The 21,204-nt window shown below is 49.5% G+C and carries 16 protein-coding genes and 1 pseudogene; 8 read left to right on the forward strand and 9 right to left on the reverse strand.

Going from position 1 to position 21,204, the window contains the following annotated elements:
- Nucleotides 1-214: 214 nt before the first annotated feature.
- From H511_RS0103050 to H511_RS0103060, 3 genes are all read left to right on the forward strand, one after another.
- Nucleotides 215-1,174: a polysaccharide deacetylase family protein gene (locus tag H511_RS0103050; RefSeq protein WP_027250983.1), complete on the forward strand. Its 960-nt coding sequence runs from the start codon at nucleotides 215-217 to the stop codon at nucleotides 1,172-1,174.
- A gap of 12 nt (nucleotides 1,175-1,186) precedes the next feature.
- Complete coding sequence (locus H511_RS0103055; protein ID WP_027250984.1) at nucleotides 1,187-2,653, forward strand: oligosaccharide flippase family protein; 1,467 nt, start codon at nucleotides 1,187-1,189, stop codon at nucleotides 2,651-2,653.
- A gap of 389 nt (nucleotides 2,654-3,042) precedes the next feature.
- Nucleotides 3,043-4,383, forward strand: coding sequence for a putative O-glycosylation ligase, exosortase A system-associated (locus H511_RS0103060; protein ID WP_027250985.1), 1,341 nt, complete (start codon nucleotides 3,043-3,045; stop codon nucleotides 4,381-4,383).
- A gap of 55 nt (nucleotides 4,384-4,438) precedes the next feature.
- Here the strand turns inward: H511_RS0103060 and H511_RS0103065 are convergent, their stop codons facing one another.
- Genes H511_RS0103065 through H511_RS0103100 form a run of 8 tightly spaced genes read right to left on the reverse strand, consistent with a single transcriptional unit; the run spans nucleotide 4,439 to nucleotide 14,727 of the window.
- A complete protein-coding gene (locus tag H511_RS0103065; protein ID WP_027250986.1) occupies nucleotides 4,439-5,602 on the reverse strand; it encodes a glycosyltransferase family 4 protein in 1,164 nt (387 codons plus the stop codon).
- Nucleotides 5,599-6,789, reverse strand: coding sequence for a glycosyltransferase family 4 protein (locus H511_RS0103070; RefSeq protein ID WP_027250987.1), 1,191 nt, complete (start codon nucleotides 6,787-6,789; stop codon nucleotides 5,599-5,601). The genes H511_RS0103065 and H511_RS0103070 overlap by 4 nt, the downstream gene beginning before the upstream one ends.
- Nucleotides 6,789-8,672, reverse strand: coding sequence for an XrtA/PEP-CTERM system amidotransferase (locus tag H511_RS0103075; RefSeq protein ID WP_027250988.1), 1,884 nt, complete (start codon nucleotides 8,670-8,672; stop codon nucleotides 6,789-6,791). The genes H511_RS0103070 and H511_RS0103075 overlap by 1 nt, the downstream gene beginning before the upstream one ends.
- Nucleotides 8,673-8,696: 24 nt before the next feature.
- The gene (gene xrtA / locus H511_RS24015; RefSeq protein WP_051287767.1) at nucleotides 8,697-10,142 is read right to left on the reverse strand and encodes an exosortase A; all 1,446 of its coding nucleotides are present in this window, start codon (nucleotides 10,140-10,142) and stop codon (nucleotides 8,697-8,699) included.
- Nucleotides 10,135-11,394 (reverse strand): TIGR03087 family PEP-CTERM/XrtA system glycosyltransferase, encoded by a 1,260-nt coding sequence (locus H511_RS0103085; protein ID WP_027250989.1) that lies wholly within the window; start codon nucleotides 11,392-11,394, stop codon nucleotides 10,135-10,137. Before H511_RS0103085 ends, xrtA begins: the two co-directional genes overlap by 8 nt.
- 19 nt (nucleotides 11,395-11,413) lie before the next feature.
- A complete protein-coding gene (locus tag H511_RS0103090) occupies nucleotides 11,414-12,457 on the reverse strand; it encodes a FemAB family XrtA/PEP-CTERM system-associated protein (protein WP_051287769.1) in 1,044 nt (347 codons plus the stop codon).
- Nucleotides 12,390-13,325 (reverse strand): XrtA system polysaccharide deacetylase, encoded by a 936-nt coding sequence (locus tag H511_RS22400; protein WP_081669165.1) that lies wholly within the window; start codon nucleotides 13,323-13,325, stop codon nucleotides 12,390-12,392. The genes H511_RS0103090 and H511_RS22400 overlap by 68 nt, the downstream gene beginning before the upstream one ends.
- Before the next feature lies 1 nt (nucleotide 13,326).
- Complete coding sequence (locus H511_RS0103100) at nucleotides 13,327-14,727, reverse strand: TIGR03013 family XrtA/PEP-CTERM system glycosyltransferase (protein ID WP_027250991.1); 1,401 nt, start codon at nucleotides 14,725-14,727, stop codon at nucleotides 13,327-13,329.
- Nucleotides 14,728-15,057: 330 nt separating this feature from the next.
- On the opposite strand from H511_RS0103100, the gene H511_RS0103105 reads away from it, so the two are divergent.
- The 5 genes from H511_RS0103105 to H511_RS22410 are packed head-to-tail and all read left to right on the forward strand — an operon-like array spanning nucleotide 15,058 to nucleotide 20,746.
- Nucleotides 15,058-15,582, forward strand: a complete 525-nt coding sequence (locus tag H511_RS0103105) for an XrtA/PEP-CTERM system exopolysaccharide export protein (RefSeq protein WP_202602052.1) — start codon at nucleotides 15,058-15,060, stop codon at nucleotides 15,580-15,582.
- 11 nt (nucleotides 15,583-15,593) lie between these two features.
- Nucleotides 15,594-17,150 carry an XrtA system polysaccharide chain length determinant gene (locus tag H511_RS0103110; RefSeq protein WP_027250993.1) on the forward strand — a complete coding sequence of 519 codons (1,557 nt, stop codon included), beginning with the start codon at nucleotides 15,594-15,596 and terminating at the stop codon, nucleotides 17,148-17,150.
- A complete protein-coding gene (locus H511_RS22405; RefSeq protein ID WP_027250994.1) occupies nucleotides 17,147-18,148 on the forward strand; it encodes an XrtA-associated tyrosine autokinase in 1,002 nt (333 codons plus the stop codon). The genes H511_RS0103110 and H511_RS22405 overlap by 4 nt, the downstream gene beginning before the upstream one ends.
- Before the next feature lie 55 nt (nucleotides 18,149-18,203).
- Nucleotides 18,204-19,577 (forward strand): TIGR03016 family PEP-CTERM system-associated outer membrane protein, encoded by a 1,374-nt coding sequence (locus H511_RS0103120; RefSeq protein ID WP_027250995.1) that lies wholly within the window; start codon nucleotides 18,204-18,206, stop codon nucleotides 19,575-19,577.
- Between the two features lie 2 nt (nucleotides 19,578-19,579).
- Entirely contained in the window at nucleotides 19,580-20,746 is a 1,167-nt protein-coding gene (locus tag H511_RS22410) for an XrtA/PEP-CTERM system-associated ATPase (RefSeq protein WP_081669167.1), read from the forward strand.
- A 340-nt stretch (nucleotides 20,747-21,086) separates the two neighbouring features.
- Here H511_RS22410 and H511_RS24555 read toward each other — a convergent pair.
- Nucleotides 21,087-21,204 (reverse strand): annotated as a pseudogene (locus H511_RS24555) (IS110 family transposase); the annotation flags it as partial.

The following is a 21,204-nucleotide window of genomic DNA, read 5'->3' on the forward strand; positions in this document are numbered from 1 at the left end:
ACAGAGGTATCCCAAGTTATTCAGGCTGCTCAGGCTACAAAATACTGAGGATGATTGTAACGAGCCTCTCGGAGGCTGTCCGGGGAAACACCGTTAACTGACCCCCTAATTATCAGCGTACTGCATCAGCGTAAAGCCGCGTTCGGGCAAAGCGCTCAGTGAGGTCAGACAGGGTGTCGTTACAGGCTGGCAGTGCAGCAAATCAGGAGAAAAGATGGACGTTAAATTACTGGTAGTGATCCATGCTGAGGAAGAATTTGACTGGGATCAGGGATTTAATAGTCGCAATACTGCCGTGACGCACCATCATGCCCTGATCCCTTTTATGGGGGAGCTGATTGATACTGGTGCTAAGATCACTCTGGCCATGGACTATCCGTTTGTTGAAAGTGCCGGCGGCAGGGAAGTGATCGTCCACTACCAAAACAACGCAGCGCAGTGTGTTGAATTTGCTGCGCATTTGCACCCCTGGGTGAATCCGCCCAATATCACTCAGGACCAGTCTGTGACTGATTTTGAATCTTATCCCTGTAATCTGGCACCGGATCTTGAGTATGAAAAAATAAGCAGGCTGACCGACAAAATACACGCGGTGTCAGGGGTATTGCCTGTTACATACCTTGCTGGACGGTACGGTTGCGGCCCTGCTACCAGCGAGCATTTACGCGCATTAGGTTATCAGGTTGATCTCAGTATCAGTGCTTACTGTGATTTCAGCCATCAGCAAGGGCCTGACTTCAGTGAATATACTAATGCGCCTTTTGTTGATAATGCGGTTCAGCATATTCCGCATACCAGCTCTTGGTTATCCGTTTCCAAGCGGATAGAAAAGAAAGCTAATCAGTGTCCTGCCTGGTGCCGAACCATCAACAGCAAGCGACTTACCCGTTACATTGCAAAGGCTTTTCGTCTGAGCAGGCACCGCCTGTCACCGGAAGGCAATGATCTCTCTCAGCTTCAGGCCATCACACATGCGCAGATGGCGATAGGACAGGACGTGTTTGTACTGTCTTTTCACTCACCCAGTCTGGTGGCAGGAATGACCCCTTATGTGCCGACGTCTAAAGATTGCGAACGACTGAAATACACGACACACAGGTATATCGAGTGGTTCCAGCGGGAGCTGGGTGGAAAAATTATTCTGGCCAAAGACATGGCAGTCAGCCAGGGATAAAGGCAGAAACCTATGGCAGATCAGTATTCCCAGGCGATATTTTCGGGTGCCAAGTGGTCTATGCTCACTATCTGGTATAACCGCTGTATCGGGCTGGTCAGCACTTTAGTGCTTGTGCGCTTACTGTCACCGGAAGATTATGGTATTGCCGGATTCACTATGTTTTTTGTGTATTTTTTCATTGCACTATCAACTGTGGGGACCAAAAGATATGTGCTGATGGAAGATATGACGGATGAAAACAAATTGCACAGTATTTGGTCTTTGAATCTGCTGTTTCGTATCGTGTCCGCGTTTTTTTTATTTCTGTCGGCAGACTGGGTGGCTGTTTACACCAATGAACCTGAGATGACGGTGGTCATTCGTGTTGTCAGCGTTATTCCCGTTATTCTTGCTTTTCACAATGTCGGCATGGATCTGTTCGAAAAAAACTTCAACTTTAAAATGGAAACCATGATGCTAATGGTGGCTAAAACACTCGGCAGTGTGTGTACCATAGCGGTTGCGTTAATTATCGGTAATTACTGGGCTTTAATTGCAGGTGTTATATTGATGGCCGTGATAGAAGTGATCACCAGCTATATTCTTTGTCCGTTTCGGCCCCGCTGGTGTACACAGTACTGGAAAGAACAGTGGGTTATCTCTAAATGGTTGTATCTGGTTTCTGTGTCTGGTTATATGCGCTCCAGGGTAGATATGCTGCTTTTGGGTAATATTCTTAACAGCCGCAACGTCGGTTTTTATAATATGGGGCAGGAATTTTCCTGGCTGCCTTTTACTGACTTTCTGGCACCCATGAATCATGGCGCATTTTCGGTGTTTTCAAAACTGAAAGATCAGGATAACTTGCTGAAAGAAAGACTGTATTCTCAAATGGCATTGTTAATGTTTCTTGCCATGCCAGTGTCTTTTGGTGTATGTGCTATTGCAGAAGATTTCGTCTATATCGTTCTCGGTGAAAAATGGATTGGCGTTATTCCGGTCATGCAGAATTTGTCGTTTTTAATGATTGTGATGACTATGTATATGCTCATACAAACCATATTGATCTTAAAATCCAGGATGCCGCTGTTATTCAAATGTGATTGTCTGGCTATCTTGTTAGTGATCGGCAGTTTTTATGGTAGCGGCTATAACGATCCTGACAGCCTGTCTTTTGTTCGCTTACTGGTTGGCGGTATATTTCTGGTATGTGTGACAATCGTGTTCTTGTTTGTGATCCGGTTGCAGGTCAGCCGTGTATTACCTGCTGTTCTGGTGCCATTTTTGGTTTCAGTATTAATGTATTTCTGCGTGATGGCTGTGGTATCTGAAATAGACAGTCATTTATGGGGTTTACTGCTGGGTATAGTAACAGGTGTATTGGTGTATACGGTTGCTATGCTGGTATTATTGCCGGTTTCAATCCGAATGATTCCGGAATATCGGAGTATACAAACTAAAATAGGCAAAATAATCAGAACGCCTATGTTTGATTAACCGTATTGCCGGCAGAAGATTTCAGGGATATTGCACTATAGCGGTCGAGATGTACTGAATCGATTGCATAATAATGCTGCAGTAACAGATAACAACAGTTGGCTGATGACAAATTATTGATAGTCAAAATTTTGTTGGTTCGTTAATCAGGATCTATAGTGAAAGGAGTGGTTAAAAAAGTCACAATATCGGTTCAATATGCCAGCTGGAAGCCCAGATAACCTGAGCCTTTCACACGCTCAGATAAGGAGTTGAACAGTGGAATCAATCCTTTTCGCGATGGGCCTGTTTATCTTGGTGTATCTCTGTATACGCTCAATAAGGCAGGACAAAGCATGCTTTGCAAAACAGCAAAATAATTCAAAGCATCGACGTTAAGGAGCTGGAAAATGAGAGATGTCGTCTTAATCAGCGTTTTCCTGATCCTGGCTTGTTTTGCTCTGAGGCGCTCTTACATCGCGGTGTCACTCTGGCTGTGGTCGGGGTTATTTGTGCCGGCCTATTGGGTTTACGGGTTTGCCAAGCCGATCAGTTACAACACTGTGTTTGCCCTGCTGACGCTGATGACTTACCTTTTTTCCGGGAAGAAGCCCGCTGTTTTATTTGACGGGGTGGTCTTCATTGCTATTTTGTTTTGGCTTCATACCGGTTTAACCACCTACAACACCATTATTTTTCCAGAACTGGTTTGGCCGGAATGGGAGAAATTCTCCAAGATTTTCCTGTTGTTCATCATGATTGCATTAATCATCCGGCAAAAGCACGAGTTCGAAATGCTGTTGTGGGGGATATTGATGTCAGTGGGGTTCTTTGGTGCCGTAGAAGGGCTGAAGTTCCTGGCCAGTTTAGGCGGACATAAAATCCAGGGGCCAACCGGTCATTTGATCTCAGACAATAACCACCTTGCTGCTGCTTTATGTATGGTGATTCCTTTGTGTATCTATCAGTTAAAGTCCGTTCAGGAGAGGTGGATACGTTTAGGACTGACAGGTATGTTAGTGCTGTGTATATTGTCCGTGCTCGGCACTTATTCCAGAGGAGGTGTGCTTGCCCTGGCTGTGATCGGCTGTTACTTCTGGTTCAGAAGCAACAAAAAGATTCTGACATTGTTTGGTGTAGCAATTATCGTTTCAGTTTCTGTCTTGCTGCTACCGGAAAAGTGGTACGACAGGATGGAAACGATAGAAACGGCGACTCAGGATTCTTCTTTCACTAACCGTCTGACTTCGTGGAAAATCCACACTTTGATGGCGCTGGAACGGCCGGTACTGGGAGCCGGATTTAAAGCCACCTATTTTCAGCCGGTGTGGGACAGACTCGCACTGGATATTTATAAGATAGATATTATTGAAACGCCGCCCCCCGGAGAGGAAAGCTGGGCCGCCCACAGTATTTATTTTCAGGTATTGGGTGATCACGGCTTTGTCGGTTTCTCTCTGTTCATGCTGGTTATTCTGTTGCTGTTTCTGAAAATGCGCTGGGTTATTGTGACGCTGGGGCGACCGCCCTGGAATGAGGCTCACCATTGGCAGGTTGATCTGGCGCGCATGATGCAGGTGTCTTTGCTGGGCTATTGCACGGCAGGGGCCGCGCTCTCGCTGGCGTATCTTGAGCTTTTCTGGGTATTAGCCGCGGCAATGGCGGCCTTAAGTATGCAGGTGAGAGTGATGGTCAGCCAGCAAGCGCGAAGAAAACCGGTTTCTCAGTTACAGGGCATGTCTTCCAGTTAATGCTCTGAATATCGGTTCAATCAGTTGTGCTGCCCACGGTGTTACCCGGCACCGCTCAGTGTTTGACAATCAATGACTCAAAAATGCTGACGATTTTTCGAGCATTATCCGGCCAGGTCAGTTGCTGCCTGGCAATGCTGGCCGCCGCATTGGCACTTAATTGCTGGCGCAGTGCTGCGTCAGACAACAAACGTTTAATCTGCTTCAGCATATCGGGTAAATGCCCTGCTTTGAACAGCAGGGCATTGTCGCCATCCGTCAGCAGCTCTTTTATGTTGTCGCTATCGGGCGCGACAATGGCTTTGCCGCACGCCAGGTATTCGATCAGCTTGAGCGGTGAGCACCAGGGGGTGACGGCCGGCTGCAGGGCAATGTCTATCTGAGAGAGCCAGCCAGGTATATGCTGGCGATCAATTAATCCTGTGATGTGAATCTGGTGCTCGGCCTTGAGATCGCGTGCCTGTTTTTTGAGTTTATCCAGAACCGGGCCGTCACCGACGATCAGGAATTTCACTGCCGGATCGTCAAGGTTTCGCTGCCGGTTAAACTCAACGATCAGTGACAAAACGTGCTCTAATTGATGCCATTCGCGGCAGAAGCCGACAAACCCAACCACCAGGCTATCCGAGAATTCAGGTTGTTTTTCTTTGTCGTCAACAGGATGAAATAAATGGTTGTCTATCCCATTGGGGATGACACTGATCGCCTGCTCAGGTACGCCTGCGCGCTGAACATAGCCGGCCAGTACATGACTGACCGGCAGGGTATGATCGGCATTACGCCATGTGAACAGTTCAGACCAGCGGGCCAGCCAGGTGAGCGACAATCCGCCGTAGGCATTGCGCTCATCGAATAATGGGGCGTTGATCTCTAATACCAGTGGCACATTGAATAATTGTTTAGCCAGGATCCCGGAGGGAAGAAACAGGTTGTAGCGCTCATAGATGGCATCCGGTTTTTCCCGGTACAAAGTGAGGCACAGTTTGGCGAAATCATAACCACTGTAGCCAAATTCCAGTATTTCGCAGCAGAAGCGGGGCAGCATCTTGCGCACTTTGCTGACCCAGCCGCCGTCAGCGCCAAACTCGGCCTGATCGGACACAGCCGGTGCCACCACCACGACTTCGTGGCCTTGCTGGCGAAGGGCATTAATGATGGCATCAATATGGACATACTGACCATCTTTGGAGGCGACCCTGTGGTGATAGAGAATTTTCATGATGCGTCCTTGATCAAACGGTTAAACAACTGATACTGACCTTCAGAAGTGGCAGACCAGTCGAATTGCTCGGCGTAATGGCGAGTGTCTGCACGGGAAAAGGGTTTTTGCAGTAACTGGCGGATACCCTCGGCGATGGCAGTGACATTGCGCTCAACCAATGTGCCTGCCTGCGGCTTACGGACGACCTCAGGTGTTCCCCAGATATTGGTGGCCACAACGGGTGTGCCGCAAGCCATGGCTTCCAGCAGCACATTTGCCCAGCCTTCTCTGTCAGAAGCCAGCGCCAGTAAGTCAGCCGCGCCATAATAGGCGGATAATTCTTCCTGACTGAGCTTGCCCAGAAAGCGTACCCGCTGGGCAACACCGTGCTGTTTGGCCAGTGCGGACAGTGCTTTTGCTTTGGGGCCGGTGCCGGCAATCAATAACAGGGCATCCGGAATGTGACGCAGAGCCTCAATGACCAAATGGTGACCTTTGCGCTCTATAAGCAGGCCGACGGATAAGATAATGGGTACATTGACCGGCAGGTTAAGGGCCTGTCTGAGTGCGGGTTGCTGGCTTTCATCGCTGAAACTGAACAGCTCTAAATCCACCCCGTTTCTCAGTGTGCTGACTTTATCCGGTACTGCGCCTAACTCGATCATGCTTTGCCGCAGTGCTTCACACACCGCAAGGTTATGGTTGCTGACCGATAGTACCTGCTGAATACGTTTTCGGGCTTTGGGATAGGAGGGGATCAGATTGATGTCTGTCCCTCTTGCCGTCATGGTAAACGGTTTGTTTAAACTGTTGGCGACCGAAGCAATCGCCACCCCGTCGGGGTAAAAATAGTGACCATCAATCAGATCAAAGTCGAACCCATGCTGCATTAAGCGGGTAATCTGCTTGTGCAGGGAACGGGCCAGCGTTGATGGGGTCAGCGACATTCCCAGCTTAGGGATAACCAGATATCTCGGATGATAAATGCGGATGCCATAACGGCTCTCGGTCAAGGGGACAGATGCATAGTCGCTGTATTGTCCAAACACAGGGTGACTGAATGGGAACCAGGGCACAGGCGCTATCACAGTAATCTCTGTCTGCGGGTAATGTTTTTTTAACTGGCGCAGCCGGGTTTCGACAAAAATGCCATGCCTGGGATTGCTCGCGTTCGGGTAGAGCGTTGAAATGGTGAGAATTTTCACTATGCCTGCCTCTCCATAAACTGGGCGAACATCAATAGACTCCAGAGCACGACACCATGATCGCGCTGGCCGCTTTCGTGCTCAGCCACAAGGTTTCGCAGCTGATGCGGGTTAAAATAGCCACAGTCCAGCATGGTGGAGGACAAGATCTGCGTATGCAGCATCGGCCGGAGCTGGGTACGAAACCAGTGGGCCAGCGGCATGCTGAATCCCATTTTGGGGCGATATAAAATATCGTTGGGCAGATAAGGTTCCAGCGCTTTTTTAAAGCAGAATTTGCCTTCCTGTTTGCGGATCAAGTCCTGGCCCGGAATCTGAAACGCCCACTCCAGCAACTGGTGGTCAAGCAGGGGGGCCCGTACTTCAAGCGAATTGGCCATGCTGGCGCGATCCACCTTGGTCAGAATATCGCCGGGCAGCCAGGTTTTCAGATCGAGGTACTGGATCAGTTTCAGCGGATCGTCGGTAGGCGCATTGAGGGCATGCCGGCGAAGAATCTCGCTTCCTGTGTAGCCATTGAGTTGATGGCGATAGGCCGGACTGAGCAGTCGCTGCCTGTCAGCAAACCTGAGCTTTGAGATCGTATTGGCATACGCATCGACACTGTTCATCGCCAGCGACTGGAAGGTCGTTTTGGCTCTGAAGCGCTGAGGTGCCCAGTCGGCTTTAGGGTATATCTGACCCAACATGCCAAACACCGGTTCACGAATGGAAGAGGGTATCATCCCCCTGACTTTCTGCTCGGCCAGATGAAAGCGGTAGCGACGGTAGCCAGCAAAGATTTCGTCTCCGCCGTCGCCGGACAAAGCCACTTTGACCTGTTGTCGGGCCAGCTGGCATACCAGGTAGGTCGGCAGTGCTGAATCGTCTGCAAACGGTTCATCGTACAGCCGCCCCAACACTTCTACTAAGCTGACATCGTCTGCGCTGATCTGGCGATCATGATGTCGGGTTTGATACTGCTCAGCAATGCTGCGGGCATAGCGGGTTTCATCGAACTGAGCCTGATCAAACCCTATGGCGCAGGTGTTGACAGGATTGGATTGCAGGCCCGACATCAGGGCCACGATAGCACTGGAATCCACCCCGCCTGACAAGAAGGCCCCGAGGGGCACATCTGATACCATGCGGATTCTGACCGCTTCCAGCAGTTTATCAACCAGTGCTCCCTGCGTATCGTGCCAGCTGAGTGTTGCCCTTGGTGCACTGAGATCCCAGTAGGCGCTGGCCGTCATAGCGGCACCCGGTGTCAGCTGCAGGTAATGACCGGCAGGGAGCTTGAATATGTGTTTATAAGCGGTGAACGGGTCAGGAATATAGCCGAACATCAGGTATTCTTCAGCCATTTCGTCGCGCAGGGTACGGGACACATCAGGATGCGCAAGCAATACTTTCAGCTCGGAGGCAAACACCAGTTGCCCCTTGGCTGTCAGGCTGTAAAAAAGCGGTTTTTTACCCAGTCTGTCCCGGGCAAGAAAGAGGGTTGAGCTGTTTTGATCCCAGACAGCGAAGGCAAACATGCCACGAAAATGGCTGACGCAGTCTTTACCCCATTGCTCCCAGGCATGGACTATCACTTCGGTATCACTGACGGTACGAAATTGATGGCCCAGATTTTTCAGCTCTTTGACCAGGGCTTTGAAATTGTAAATCTCGCCATTGAAGACAACCGCGACCGTGTTATCTTCGTTAAACAGAGGCTGATGCCCGCCGGACAGGTCGATAATCGACAGACGGCGATGGGCCAGCCCGACAAGGTCATCAACGAAATAACCTTCATCATCCGGGCCTCGATGGTGCTGTATTCTGTTGATGTGCTGCAACAGACGAATGTCAATAATGCCTGAATGCTGCACGTTGAAAATACCCGCAATACCGCACATAACCCTCTCCCTGCTGTGGTTTGATCACCGCTGATGGCTGTTTTTTAAGATCACGCTGTGCTTGTTTGTGCCGACATCGATGATGTCTTTTATCTGGTCATCATTCAGCTCAGTGCTGGCGATTGCAAAGACATCAGAGACGCCTTGCTGCCCGGCCAGGCGATAAGACGCTTTCATCAGCTTGATAGCCAGCGGATTACTGCTGCAAAACCCATTCACACAGTACCAATAGATCACCCGCATGCTGCTTCCCTTCGCATTGGACACTGTCATCGATTTAGCATGAATACCGGCGGGTAACGTCACTGACTGGCTATTGTCGACCGACCAGATGTCTTTATTGAACAGCTGATTGGTACTGCTGATCAGCTCGCCGTCCCGTTGCCAGATGTTATAGCGGGCGGTATAGAGTTCTGCTTTTCCGTCAGCGGTGCTCTGGCGCTGGCTGCGTTCAGCGTGCGGGAAAGAGATCCCCCATTCGGTCAGCGTGGCAGACTGAGGATTTATGGCGTCAGTTTGTCGGTTGGACAGCAGGGGCTGGCTCTGGTCAAGCTGCTGCTTCCACAGGGCGGTCGCAATAAAAATCAGGGCAACCATGCCAAGTGCCCCCCATGTCTGGCGGGCTGATACCGCAGACGGTTGCTGTGGCAAATCGACAGATGAGGCTTGCGGATCGGAAAACAGACTGGCGGTAAAAAAAATCACCAGAATAACGACACTGAAAAACAGCCAGCCATAAACCAGATGATCTGCCCCGGCAGCATATTCCATGTTGCTGAAATACCCAATCATCACAATGCCATAAGCGCGGATACCGTTGGCAATGATCGGGAAGATAAACGAAAAGGCCACAAAGAGCGTGCGCTTGTAGACTCTGGTGAACTGCAAGTAGGCAAATAACGTGCCTAATGCCACGCTGGACATCAGAAAACGGATCCCTGAACAGGCTTCTGCCACGTAAAACCGGCCATTGGGAATGGTCAGGTATAAGCCTTCCCGGTAGACAGGGATCTGGCTGATATTGAGCAGCCAGACTGAAAGATCGGCAGTGATGATCTGCAGTCTGGGAACCAGGCTTTCACCAAAGGGCACAGCAAAGAGTAAATACAGCAAAGGGAACCAAAACCGGCGAATGATGGCGGTGCCCAATACCGTCCACAGCAATAACTGAAGACTCACAATGGCGGTTATATGCTCAAATAATCCGATACTTGCCGCCCGGGCCAACAGCCACAGGAAGCACGATACGGCAAGCAATGCTGCCGCCAGCCAGCTGACAGACGGGCGCAATGGCGTAATGGCTTTGCGCTCTCGCCATACCAGCCAGAGACAGATTGGCACAACCAGAAAGCAATGCTCATAGGTTTTCGAATGGGCCCAGACATTCACCATATTGCTCAGTGACGGCCAGAACAGCCATAACCAGCCAATGACAGGGAGTGCCAGGCGAAACCCGATCCGGTCAGACATGTTTAGCCTCAAGATATGTCAGTACGGGTGATAATTTGATCTCCCAGCTGAAATTGTCTTCAATCCACTGTCTGGACAGTGTGGCTGGGCGAACAGGGCGGGCTAATTGTCCGCATACCCAGTCGGTGACATCCTGCGGTTCTTCTGCCACATACAGTGTCTGTCCTATTACGTTGTCCCCTAGTACTTTGTCCTTGGCAGGATAATGGCCCGGGTAGTGCTCAAGCCCTTCCATACCCTGGGGTGTGGTAAGAACCGGTTTTTCCATCGCCATCGCTTCCAGTATTTTGTTCTGGATACCCCGTGCGATTTGCATTGGCGCGATGGCGGCTTTGGCATGAAACAGATACGGACGCACATCCTCAACCCGACCGGTGACGACTATGCCGGGCAGCCGGGTAAGCGCCCTGACACTGGCCGTAGGTGATGAACCGACGATATAAAACTTACTGTAAGGATGTTCTTTAAGCACTTTTGGCCAGACTTTGCGGGCAAACCAGGTGACCGCATCCACATTGGCCCAATAGTCCATGGCACCGGTAAAAACGACATAGTTGTCGTGCTGCAGCGGATGTTCTGTCACAGGGCTGAAATCGGCCTGCGGAGAGAAATAGCGGCTGTCGATGCCGTTTTCCAGCGTATGAATTTTATTTTGTAATGCGGGCTCAACCATGGCAGCAAACGACTGCCGCTCTGTTTCAGTGACAAAACAGCTGACATCAAATTCGGCGCAGACCGCTTTTTCAAACTTCGCGAGTGTCCGGTACTCACGCTGGTACAGATAGCTGGCAACACCGTGTTTTTTCTGTGCATACTGACGCCATTTTTCTGAATCCACATCCACGAAATGCATGACTTTGTGCAGCGAGGGACGCGCATTGAGTAAGTACTGAGCCATGCTGCTGGAGAACACCAGCGCACGCTCAATGGAGTGCTGATTCAGGGTGCGTTTCACCCAGTCGGTCATTGCCGGATGAGAGTAATAAGGCAGCGTAATAGGCTGTCCTTTATACAGCGCCTGCAAGCCTTTGAGGCGGGCCAACGCCGGATGAAGCGTAATGAAACACACATCCCGGCACAGCGCTTCAACCTTATGGCGATACTGTTGATCATGCCTATCATCAATAAAACAGCCCAGATAGACATCAAAGTGCTGACTGAGAAATTTCAGTAAATGATAACTGGCAATTTTATCGCCTTTGTTGGGCGGATATGGAATTCGGTGACAAAGGTATAACACAGCTGGTTTCATTGTCCTGCTCCATTGTCGCTTAGCCAAGGTACTTCGAGATACGCGGTCCGATAAGCTTACTTATGCCAACAGGCATAGTCTGCCAGGCCTTGATGAAATAACGATATTTCGGGTTATTGGGGGACAGATTGGGTGGCCGCTCTGCTTTTACCAGTGCGATACGGTAGTGCAGCGGCTGCTCTTCCATGCCCCAGTGCTTTTTATAGTGGTAGGCACCTGAGCCAATTTTACTTCTGCCAAAGTCAAACACTTCGGCCCCTTTAGATCGGGCAAGCAGCATCAGCTGGTAGTACATAAAGTCGTTACTTTTCAGCTCCCTTGCAGCTTGTGTTCCGCCGCCGTAGTAGGGAAGTACCTGGTTTTTATAGTAAAAACTCAACACTCCGGAAACAGGACGCCCGGCAGCATCACGGATAACCAGTGTGTTACAGCGCTGGCCGAAGGTGTGCTGCAGCCTGTTAAACAGCGCGGGATGAAACACAGGCGTACCGAGGTTTCTGACACTCTCCGCGTAGAGATCAAAACATAAGTCCGGGTTATCTTTGTCGTCCCAGCTCAGTTTGTTGTTTATCGCATGGCGGATAACGGCCCTTTGCTTGCGCTTGATGCCGGAGAGAATGGCCTCCGGGTTGTCGGCCAGCGTGTTCCTGAACGTGGCATGATGGCAATGACGAAACCAGGGGCCGTCACTGGGTTTAGCTTCGCGATCCCGCAGCTCAATATAATCAACCTCCAGCGAGCAACCCAGCTCAAAGGCCGCGGTTTCTAACTGATACCTGATATTTTCATCATCAGATAACACGCCGCCATAGACACAAAAAGGGGTCGAAATCAGCGCATGACCGAACAGGGCACTTTTCTGCTCGAACAACGGCAGCACGCCAACCAGCTTTTCGTGTTGTTGTGCCAGCAAATAGTGCGGCTGGTGACCGAACACCTCTCTGATAACATCCAGCCAGCCTGTTAAATGAAAAAAGCTGCCGTCCTGGTGTGCATCAACGTAGTGGTCCCAGGCTATACAGTCGTTCCGGTTCAGCTTTCGGATCGTCAATTCCTGTTTCATCGTTATGTCCATTCAGTTGATAGGCCTGGCTGACAGTGCTCCACTGAAAATCCTGCAGCAAATGGTGAAGTCGTGCTGTCATTTGTTCGAGGTTGAGATAATGCCGGAAGCGCGATTTGAATGACGCCTGAGTCATTCGGGGCTGCTGCGCATCAATTTCCCAAGGGTGAAAATAAAAACAGAACGGTTGCTGGTGTTGCTCAGTGAAACGCCGGATAAGGTGTTTGCTGACCGCATAAGGGTACAGGCGGAAATAACCGCCACCACCGATTGGCAGGTTGGTGCCGAATGCCTGATAGGTTGGAATGGGTATTTCAACCAAACCTTCATTTCGCTGATGAAGAAAGCGTGGCCAGTCAGGGTTGCCATAATGATCGTGCCTGACAGGGTATGTGCTGCTGCTGAAAGTAAAACCAAGGCGATGAAGAATATCGAATGCCCACAGATTAGTATCGTCAATGGAAAAGCTGGGTGCCCGGTAACCATTGATATATTTACCAGAGAGGTCTTCGATCAAATATTTACTGCGGCTGACATCCTGAAAAAATTCCTTCTCAGTTTGCTGGTTGGCTTTGACATGATGATAGCCATGGCATGCCAGCTCATGACCTTGATCTGAAATGGCTTTTATCAGGGAAGGGCATGCATCAGCCACCCAGCCGAGGATAAAAAAGGTCGCTTTAACATCATGTTCAGCGAAAATATCCATGATTTTTCTGGTGTTGTAGTCCACACGCAATGGATAAGACTTTCCCCATTGTTCTCGCTTAATAATGGATGAAAAGGCAGACACATGAAAATAATCTTCAACATCAACAGTCATTGCATTGACTGATGAGCGGCGAACAGCTGAGTGAATTTCTTTCATGTCATCGCCCCTTACCAAACAGCACTATTTCAGAGGTTCTGATCAGTATTAATATATCGAGTATTACGCTTTTGTGCTTGATGTAATAGAGATCGAACTTGAGCTTCTCAATAGTATCTTCGATGTTATCACCATAGGGGTATTTTAACTGCGCCCAACCCGTTAACCCGGGTTTTACATATAAGCGGTGATTATAATAAGGAATTTGCTGTTCAAACTGGCTGGAAAAACTCGGACGTTCAGGGCGAGGGCCAACAAAGTTCATATCGCCTTTAAGAATGTTGATTAACTGAGGCAGCTCATCCAGCCGGTATTTCCTGATCACATTGCCGACCCGCGTGATGCGGGGATCCAGGCGGCTGGCCATTTGTTCACCTTGTGACTCGGCGTCAATTTTCATGCTGCGAAATTTGTAGATAGAGAAACGCTTCCCTTTCAGCCCGACTCGCTCCTGAGAATAAAGTACCGGGGCGCGGAAACCGTCTTCCCATTTGATCATCACAACGATGGCGATCAGTATCGGCCAGGTGATCAGTAACAGCAGCATGGCAATGGCACAATTAAACAACCAGTACAGGCTTAGCCCAATCTTGTTGCCGGTCGCATGGGGGTTGAAGATCACCCAGGACGGATGAATATGGCTGACGGCGACTTGCCCGGTTTCCCGCTCAATGAAGTCAATGATATCGATGACTTGCACCCCTTCCATTTTGCAGTGAAAAAGACTGTCGGTGGGCAGGTTCCCCCGGCGCTCATCAGCAGCAATGATGATTTCTTTGATATGGTTGGATTGCACGAAGTCTTCCAGCGAGCCAGAAATATCGAGAACGGGTGTCACGTTGGAATTCTCGCGATTATCACCGGGCATAGGTACATAACCTGTCAGCTCAACATGGACCCGGTCAGATTGCCGCCTCATGCAGCGATTGATAAGGCTGGCCCGCTCACCGGCACCCAGGATGAGCACTTTAAGCCTGCCAAGCATTTGGTAGCGTGAACGGATAGCGATAAAGCGTACTATCATCAAGCCCACCAGCGCACTGCCATACATCCATTCACGGGTAAAACCGGCAGGAAAAGGCAGGGGAGTGATCAGGTACAGGCTGGTGGACAGCATATACGCCAAACTTATGGCGACTAATATTCTGACTGTGATACCACTATATGACTCCCTGAGTTTTTCATTGTAAAGCCCAACAGCTAGCAGAGCCAATTGAACAGGAAGTGTATAATAAATGAGATTAAGTACATTTATTATGATCCCTGAATGCGATAAATACTCCGGATTGAAATAAAAAAGAAATACTTGAGTCCCTGCAAACGTGCCCGAAAGCATTAATATATCTGCAAAAATAAGCACAGCGTTGCTCAAATTTAAATCGTGAAATCTTGAGTAAGTCATAATCACCCTTGTCCCAGGTGTAAATAAATAAAGTGCCCCTTCCTGTATTGAGTATCGGCAAGCATAAAAAATCTGCAAAATAAAAAAATCATATATAGTTAAATTAGTTCAATGACGTTTTTGCCTGCTGTAATTGCAACTTAGTTGGACGCTTCTGAACCTTGGAAAAGGTATGTGAGACACGGACTTATATGCAGGATGGATACTGATATGACAAGAAGTGGTCACTTATTGAAGTTAACCTGTTTGACGGCAGCCGCCTTGGTGCTTGTGACTGGCTGTACGTCAAATTCGTTGCCCTCTTTACCCAAGGCTACCCCTCAGCCTTCTTTGACAAAAAACATCAATCAATACAAGTACCTGATAGGCCCTGGAGATACCCTCAACATTTTTGTCTGGGGAAATCCTGAAATATCCGGTGCCTATATTGTCCGTCCGGACGGCATGTTAACGACATCTCTGGTGGACGATATTCCTGCATCGGGGCGTACGCCGACTGAACTGGCTGGCAGTATTGAGGCCCGTTTGGCGGAATATGTCCGGGATCCCATTGTCAGCGTGATCGTACAGGGGTTTGTCGGGCCTTACAGTGAACAGGTACGGGTGATTGGGGAAGCTCAGCAACCCATGGCCATTAACTATCGGGAAAACATGACGTTGCTCGACGTGATGGTTGCTGTTGGCGGATTAACGGATTTCGCAGACGGCAATGATGCACGTCTGATCCGCGTGGTGAATGGTCAGCAAATGGCCTATGGGCTGAATCTGGGAAATCTGCTGCGTGATGGCGAGATTGGGGACAACGTCGACATACTGCCTGGTGACATCATTATTATTCCGGAAGCCTGGTTCTAATTGGAGGTTACATGCAGGAACAATTTCAGAACCTGATTGAGTATCTGCACAGTGTGTGGCTACGCCGCAAGTGGATCATCATCGCCACCTGGGTAATCTGCCCTCTTGGATGGGCCGTGGTCACAATCTGGCCAAATCAATACACAGTTGAAGCCAGAGTATACGCGGACACACGGTCGATCTTGCAACCTTTGCTGAAAGGCCTGGCTATACCGAATGATTCGAATCAGGAATTGAGTCTGATGGTAAAAACCCTGCTGAGCCGGCAGAACCTGGAAACCATTGCCCGCTATACCGACGCCGATCTCAAAGCCACCACCAATGAGGAATATGAAGATATTCTTACTGAGTTGAAGGAAAACATTGAGATCAAGTCCGCTGGCAGAGAAAACCTGTTCAGTATCAGTTACAGCGGCACCGATCCGGTTTATGTCAAAAACGTCGTTCAGTCGGCATTGGATGTGTTTGTTGAAAATACCCTGGGCAAAAACCGGCAGGATACGGATAAAGCCAGTGAGTTCATCGCGCGTCAGCTATCTGATTATGAAAAGCGGCTGGCGGATGCAGAGTTAAAACTGGCTGAATTCAAACGCGAGCATGCCGGTTACTTACCCAGTTCTGAAATGGGGTTCAGAGGCCAGCTGGATGCAGTGAACAGCGATATCGAAGACACTCAGCTTGAGCTGCAGGAAAGCCGGACGCAACTGGAAACGGCCAAGCGCAAGCTGAACGAGGAAATGGCACTGGCAGCCAAAAATCAGGGTGCACAGCGCACCGAATATGATGACAGACTGGATGCCCTTCAGGTTCGGCTGGACAGCCTGTTATTTCGCTTTACCGACAAACACCCGGATGTGAAAGAAACCAAGCGTCAGATCGCAGAGCTGGAAGGGCAAAAACGCGAATGGCTGGCTTTGTCGACCGATGATGGCAACAGTGATTTCAGAAGCACTGAGTTTTTTCAGAATCTGAAATTGCTGATCAGTCAGTTAGAGAACGAAGTCGCCTCGTTGCAGGTTCGTGAAAAAGCACAAACGGATAAAGCACTGTTCTTGCAGGACAAACTTGTGCGGATGCCAGATGTAGAAGCGCAACTCACAGGGTTAACCCGGAGTTACGACATTACCAAAAATAAATATGAAGAGTTGCTATCCCGTCGTGAATCCGCGCTGATATCCCAGAAAGTGGGCGCGGCATCTGATGATATTACCTTCAGGGTTGTCGATCCGCCGCGAGCCCCGCTGAAGCCATCCGGGCCAATCCGTCCATTGTTTTTAGTCCTGGTACTGATTGCAGGCCTGGGCGTGGGGGTTGCACTGGCGTTCCTGACCAGCCAGCTCTATCCGGTTGCCACGTCTGCCAACCAGTTGTACCAGCTGACAGGGTTCCCCGTGCTGGGCGGTGTTTCACCGACAGTACAGTCAGGCCTTGCCGCTGTGGCACGGAAAGAAAAATGGCGTTTTGTCTGGGTGAGTACCGCACTTGTCGTGTGTTTCCTGGGTTTCATGGCGTTGAATGTCGTGACTTCAATTCATACGCTAATCATGCAGGAGATGGGTTGGATATGAGTATTATTCAAAAAGCGATGGAGAAAAAGTCGGCCAGTCTGAGCAAAAAAACGGTCAAGCCGCCATCAGATAACGAAACAGAGCAGAATCCAGAACTGCTGTCGGGCCAGCCGCTAATTCAGGATTTAGTCAGTGAAACCGACTCTGCCAGCATTCAGAATATGAAACAGAACGCTGAACAGGAAGCGTTCTTTAAACCTGTTCATCAGCCTGTAATGTCAGACGGTTTCCCGCAAGCCTGGCGCCGGCCGGCAACCATAGAGATAGATAGCGAGCGGCTCAGAGATTTAGGCATGGTTTCGCATACGGATAAGCAGGTCAACTCAGGTATCACCAATGAGTTCAGGGCCATAAAACAGAAATTGTTTCACACTGCTTTCGGCAGCGGTGCTCAGTTTCAGCAAAGAGCCAATCTGTTGATGGTGACCAGTGCTTCGCCGCGGGAAGGCAAAACATTTACGGCAGTGAATCTGGCGCTCAGCATGGCATCTGAGAAAGACAAAACGGTGTTACTGGTTGATGCCAATGTACTGAAACCAGGGGTCAGTGACATGCTGGGCATACAGCCGCAGGCAGGGCTGATTGATTTCTTGCAAGGGAGTGTCACTAACCTGTCGGAGATTATTTATCCCACGTCTATTCCTAATCTGCGCCTGATTCCTGCCGGTAAGCCTCACCATCTGAGCAATGAGTTACTGGCCAGTAACAAGATGGAAAAGCTGATGAATGAACTGGCGCACCGGTATCCGGATCGCATGGTGATATTTGATTGCCCGCCATTGCTTGGCATAGTTGAAACCATGACCCTGTCTAAGTTACTGGGACAGGCACTGGTGGTGGTGGAGCAGGACAGATCAAGGTTGGACGATGTAGAAGTCGCGGTGTCTCAACTGAATAAGGATATGGCAATCGGATTTGTGATGAACAAAGCCGTGCGCAATGTATTTGGTCAATACAGACATGGACATGAGTATGGCGCTACAGAGGATCAATCCTAGTTTATATTTGCTGGGAAGCCTTTCACTGTTAGGGCAACCCAGTCAGGCGGCGGATGTGAAGTTAACGCCATACGCAGGCACAGAATTAACATTTACTGACAATGTAGACAGAACAGCCAGCGATACGCAAAGCAGTTTTATTACTGAGCTGGAAGCCGGCATCGAAGGCACCATAGAAGGTAACCGGGGATTAATCAGCCTGGATTACGCGCTGGGGTATCTGTATTACACCGAGGGTGAACAAAGCGATGAGTTGTATCAGGATTTGGATTTTATCGCCTACAAAGGCCTGGGACGCAGTGGGTTTCAGGTCGATGCCAGTGCATCTATCGATAACATTGCCAGCGACATCGCCACCGATGCGAATGCCGATGTGATCAGCGGAGATACGATTCAGAGTAATGAAGCCGAAATAGGTCTGAGCTATCAGACCAATCCGTTGAGCAGCATGGACTTGCGCTCGAGAGTCTATACCAACGTCATCAATAACGAGGACGACATAGGTAATTACACGGGCTGGGGCGGGAATATTATTTACGCCAATGGCCGTTCGGTACGGGACGCATTCTGGCGGTTAGGAGCTGCTTATGATTACCGAAAAGGTCGCGATGATGGCATTTCCACCGAATTTACCCGGCTGAATGAAATCATAGGGCTGCAGACCATCAGCGGATTTTCGCCATTCATGCGGCTGAATTATGAGAATTACGAGGGTGTGACGGATTCCTCCGAGAATGAAATCTTCAACTGGGGTGGGGGTGTCCGCTATTTTATCGACCGCTATTCCTACGGGGAAGTGAGCTACAACTTCTCAGAGGACGATGTGAACAGTGATTTTTGGGCCGGTGCGATCAACCTTAACCCAACAGACAAAACGCGCTTTTATTTTGAATACGACAAGCGAATCAAAGGGGACAGTTACGCCGCTGAAATCCGACATCGCACACGGCGCTGGACCAATACCCTGACTTACACAGAATCACCAGACAGCTATGAAAGGGACAGGTTTGTTGAGGGCGGACGTATTGATGAAATCTACCTGAGAAAAGAAGCGCGCTGGCTGTCTGAACTGACGCTTCGTCGCACATTGTACAGTTTTTCTCTCTACCAGATAGACAGGGAAACGCTGGAGTCGCTGTCTGATCTGACAGACGACAACTCCCGGGGTGTCGAGCTGGATGTGGATCACCAGCTGTCCCGTGTGCTATCCGGCCATATTGGCTATGCCTATGAACGTTATGACTTTACGTATATTTCAACCGGTGATGAAAGTGATGATTATCATTCGTTCAGCCTGGACACGACGTATTTTTTCCGACCTGAGTTGTTCACTCAGACTGGGGTGGAATATTACACGCGTTCATCGTCGGACTCGGTAAATGATTACGATGAAACCCGGATTTTCATCGATGTAAGGGTGGAGTTTTAGCTATGTATGAAGCGCATTTTGGATTTACGGATAAACCGTTTAAGTTAAGTCCCGACCCACGCTTTTTCTTCGCAAGTCCTCATCATGAGAAAGCGCTGTCCTATCTGCAATATGGGCTTTCGCTAGAAGAAGGTTTCATTGTAGTCTCTGGCCCGATAGGTACAGGGAAAACTATTCTTGTTCATCGGTTAATGTCCAGTCTGGATGAATCGGTTACTGCGGTCCAAATTGCCACCACCCGGCTTTCGCCAGACGAACTGGTGAAATTGGTTGCCGCTAAATTCAACGTCCCCACCGAAGGGCTGAGTAAAGCCGACATACTGAAGCGGTTTGAACAGCATCTTTACGGGATGAGACAGCAAGGCAGGCGTGCCGTGTTGCTGGTTGACGAGGCGCAGAACCTGCCCCCGGAAACAGTCGAAGAGCTGAGAATGCTGTCTAATTTTCAGTTCAATGACAAGCCGTTACTGCAAAGCTTTCTGTTAGGTCAGGAGGAGCTGAAAGGCATTATCCGCCTGCCTGAAATGGAACAACTGCGGCAACGTATTATCGCCTCCTGCCATTTACAGCCACTCACGCCCGATCAGGTTAAAAGCTACATGCTGCACCGCTTACAGTGCGTCAATTGGCGGGGAAACCCAACCCTGAGTGACGGCGTGTTTGAAGCCATTACCCGATACACCAAAGGCGTGCCGAGAAAAATCAATATTCTTGCCGACAGGATTTTTCTTTATGCCTGCATGGAAGGCCTGACGGCCATCAATACCGTGAATGTTGAACATGTCATCGCCGAGATGAGTGAAGAATTACCCGGAGAAGCACCAAGAAGTAAAACATCAGCCAATTTGGACGGTGATCACCCGCCGGTTCAGCCCGACTCGTCCCGCGGGTATTCCGCGCCGTATAAGAATCATTTTGATGCAGACAGACAGTCTGAAACCACCCACGCCTTTCAGGCGCTCAATGATATTGAGAAAGTGCTGGATAATGTGATTGAACGTAAGATAGCCACCATCCGCAAGCTGGATCAGCTGTTGATCAACAAGCGGAAAATGCTGTTACAGTCTGGCGAAGAAGGCATTGATGATGAGCTGATCCTGAATGAGGATTATCCGCCGGGGCTGCGGGAGAAGTATTGGGTGAGGAAGTTGATGGAGTCTTCTGATTAAGATCAGATTTAGTGAGTGTGTATTGTGGGTTGGTGAGTATGTCGCGCATTCAGTTTCGTGACTCATTTGACATTGTCTGATGCGCGCCAGGTACTCTTTTGAGGCAAAATGTATGGTCCGCCCCGTTTTTGCAACTACAATTTTAACGGGAGTGGTTTGCGCTAATGTATTCGGAGTCTCTCTTGGAAGCTCTCGCATTCCAGCTCCACGATGATATCTGCGCCAGATAATCCTTAAAAGAGTAAATGCATCTAAGTGCTATTTTTGCCGTCAGGTTACATATCTGGCCGATTTACCGTTATCGTCATCATTGTCATTGCAAAATGGGTTAATGGATTTATTAGCAAGCAAGGTTGTTGGCGTTGAACGCTCGGTGTGAGTTCATCACAGCCCAGGCGATCCGCACTAACTTGTTAGCCAGTGCGACAACAACAACATTAAAAGGTTTGCTTGCCCTC

The organism is Photobacterium halotolerans DSM 18316, assembly GCF_000425165.1.
Taxonomy (GTDB): Bacteria; Pseudomonadota; Gammaproteobacteria; order Enterobacterales; family Vibrionaceae; genus Photobacterium; species Photobacterium halotolerans.

Excerpts from the sequence above, each read along its gene's own strand:
- H511_RS0103050 (WP_027250983.1), top strand. The coding sequence starts at position 215 with ATGGACGTTAAATTACTGGTAGTGATCCATGCTGAGGAAGAATTTGAC.
- H511_RS0103055 (WP_027250984.1), top strand. The coding sequence starts at position 1,187 with ATGGCAGATCAGTATTCCCAGGCGATATTTTCGGGTGCCAAGTGGTCT.
- H511_RS0103060 (WP_027250985.1), top strand. The coding sequence starts at position 3,043 with ATGAGAGATGTCGTCTTAATCAGCGTTTTCCTGATCCTGGCTTGTTTT.
- H511_RS0103065 (WP_027250986.1), bottom strand. The coding sequence starts at position 5,602 with ATGAAAATTCTCTATCACCACAGGGTCGCCTCCAAAGATGGTCAGTAT.
- H511_RS0103075 (WP_027250988.1), bottom strand. The coding sequence starts at position 8,672 with ATGTGCGGTATTGCGGGTATTTTCAACGTGCAGCATTCAGGCATTATT.
- xrtA (WP_051287767.1), bottom strand. The coding sequence starts at position 10,142 with ATGTCTGACCGGATCGGGTTTCGCCTGGCACTCCCTGTCATTGGCTGG.
- H511_RS0103085 (WP_027250989.1), bottom strand. The coding sequence starts at position 11,394 with ATGAAACCAGCTGTGTTATACCTTTGTCACCGAATTCCATATCCGCCC.
- H511_RS0103090 (WP_051287769.1), bottom strand. The coding sequence starts at position 12,457 with ATGAAACAGGAATTGACGATCCGAAAGCTGAACCGGAACGACTGTATA.
- H511_RS22400 (WP_081669165.1), bottom strand. The coding sequence starts at position 13,325 with ATGAAAGAAATTCACTCAGCTGTTCGCCGCTCATCAGTCAATGCAATG.
- H511_RS0103100 (WP_027250991.1), bottom strand. The coding sequence starts at position 14,727 with ATGACTTACTCAAGATTTCACGATTTAAATTTGAGCAACGCTGTGCTT.
- H511_RS0103110 (WP_027250993.1), top strand. The coding sequence starts at position 15,594 with ATGCAGGAACAATTTCAGAACCTGATTGAGTATCTGCACAGTGTGTGG.
- H511_RS22405 (WP_027250994.1), top strand. The coding sequence starts at position 17,147 with ATGAGTATTATTCAAAAAGCGATGGAGAAAAAGTCGGCCAGTCTGAGC.
- H511_RS22410 (WP_081669167.1), top strand. The coding sequence starts at position 19,580 with ATGTATGAAGCGCATTTTGGATTTACGGATAAACCGTTTAAGTTAAGT.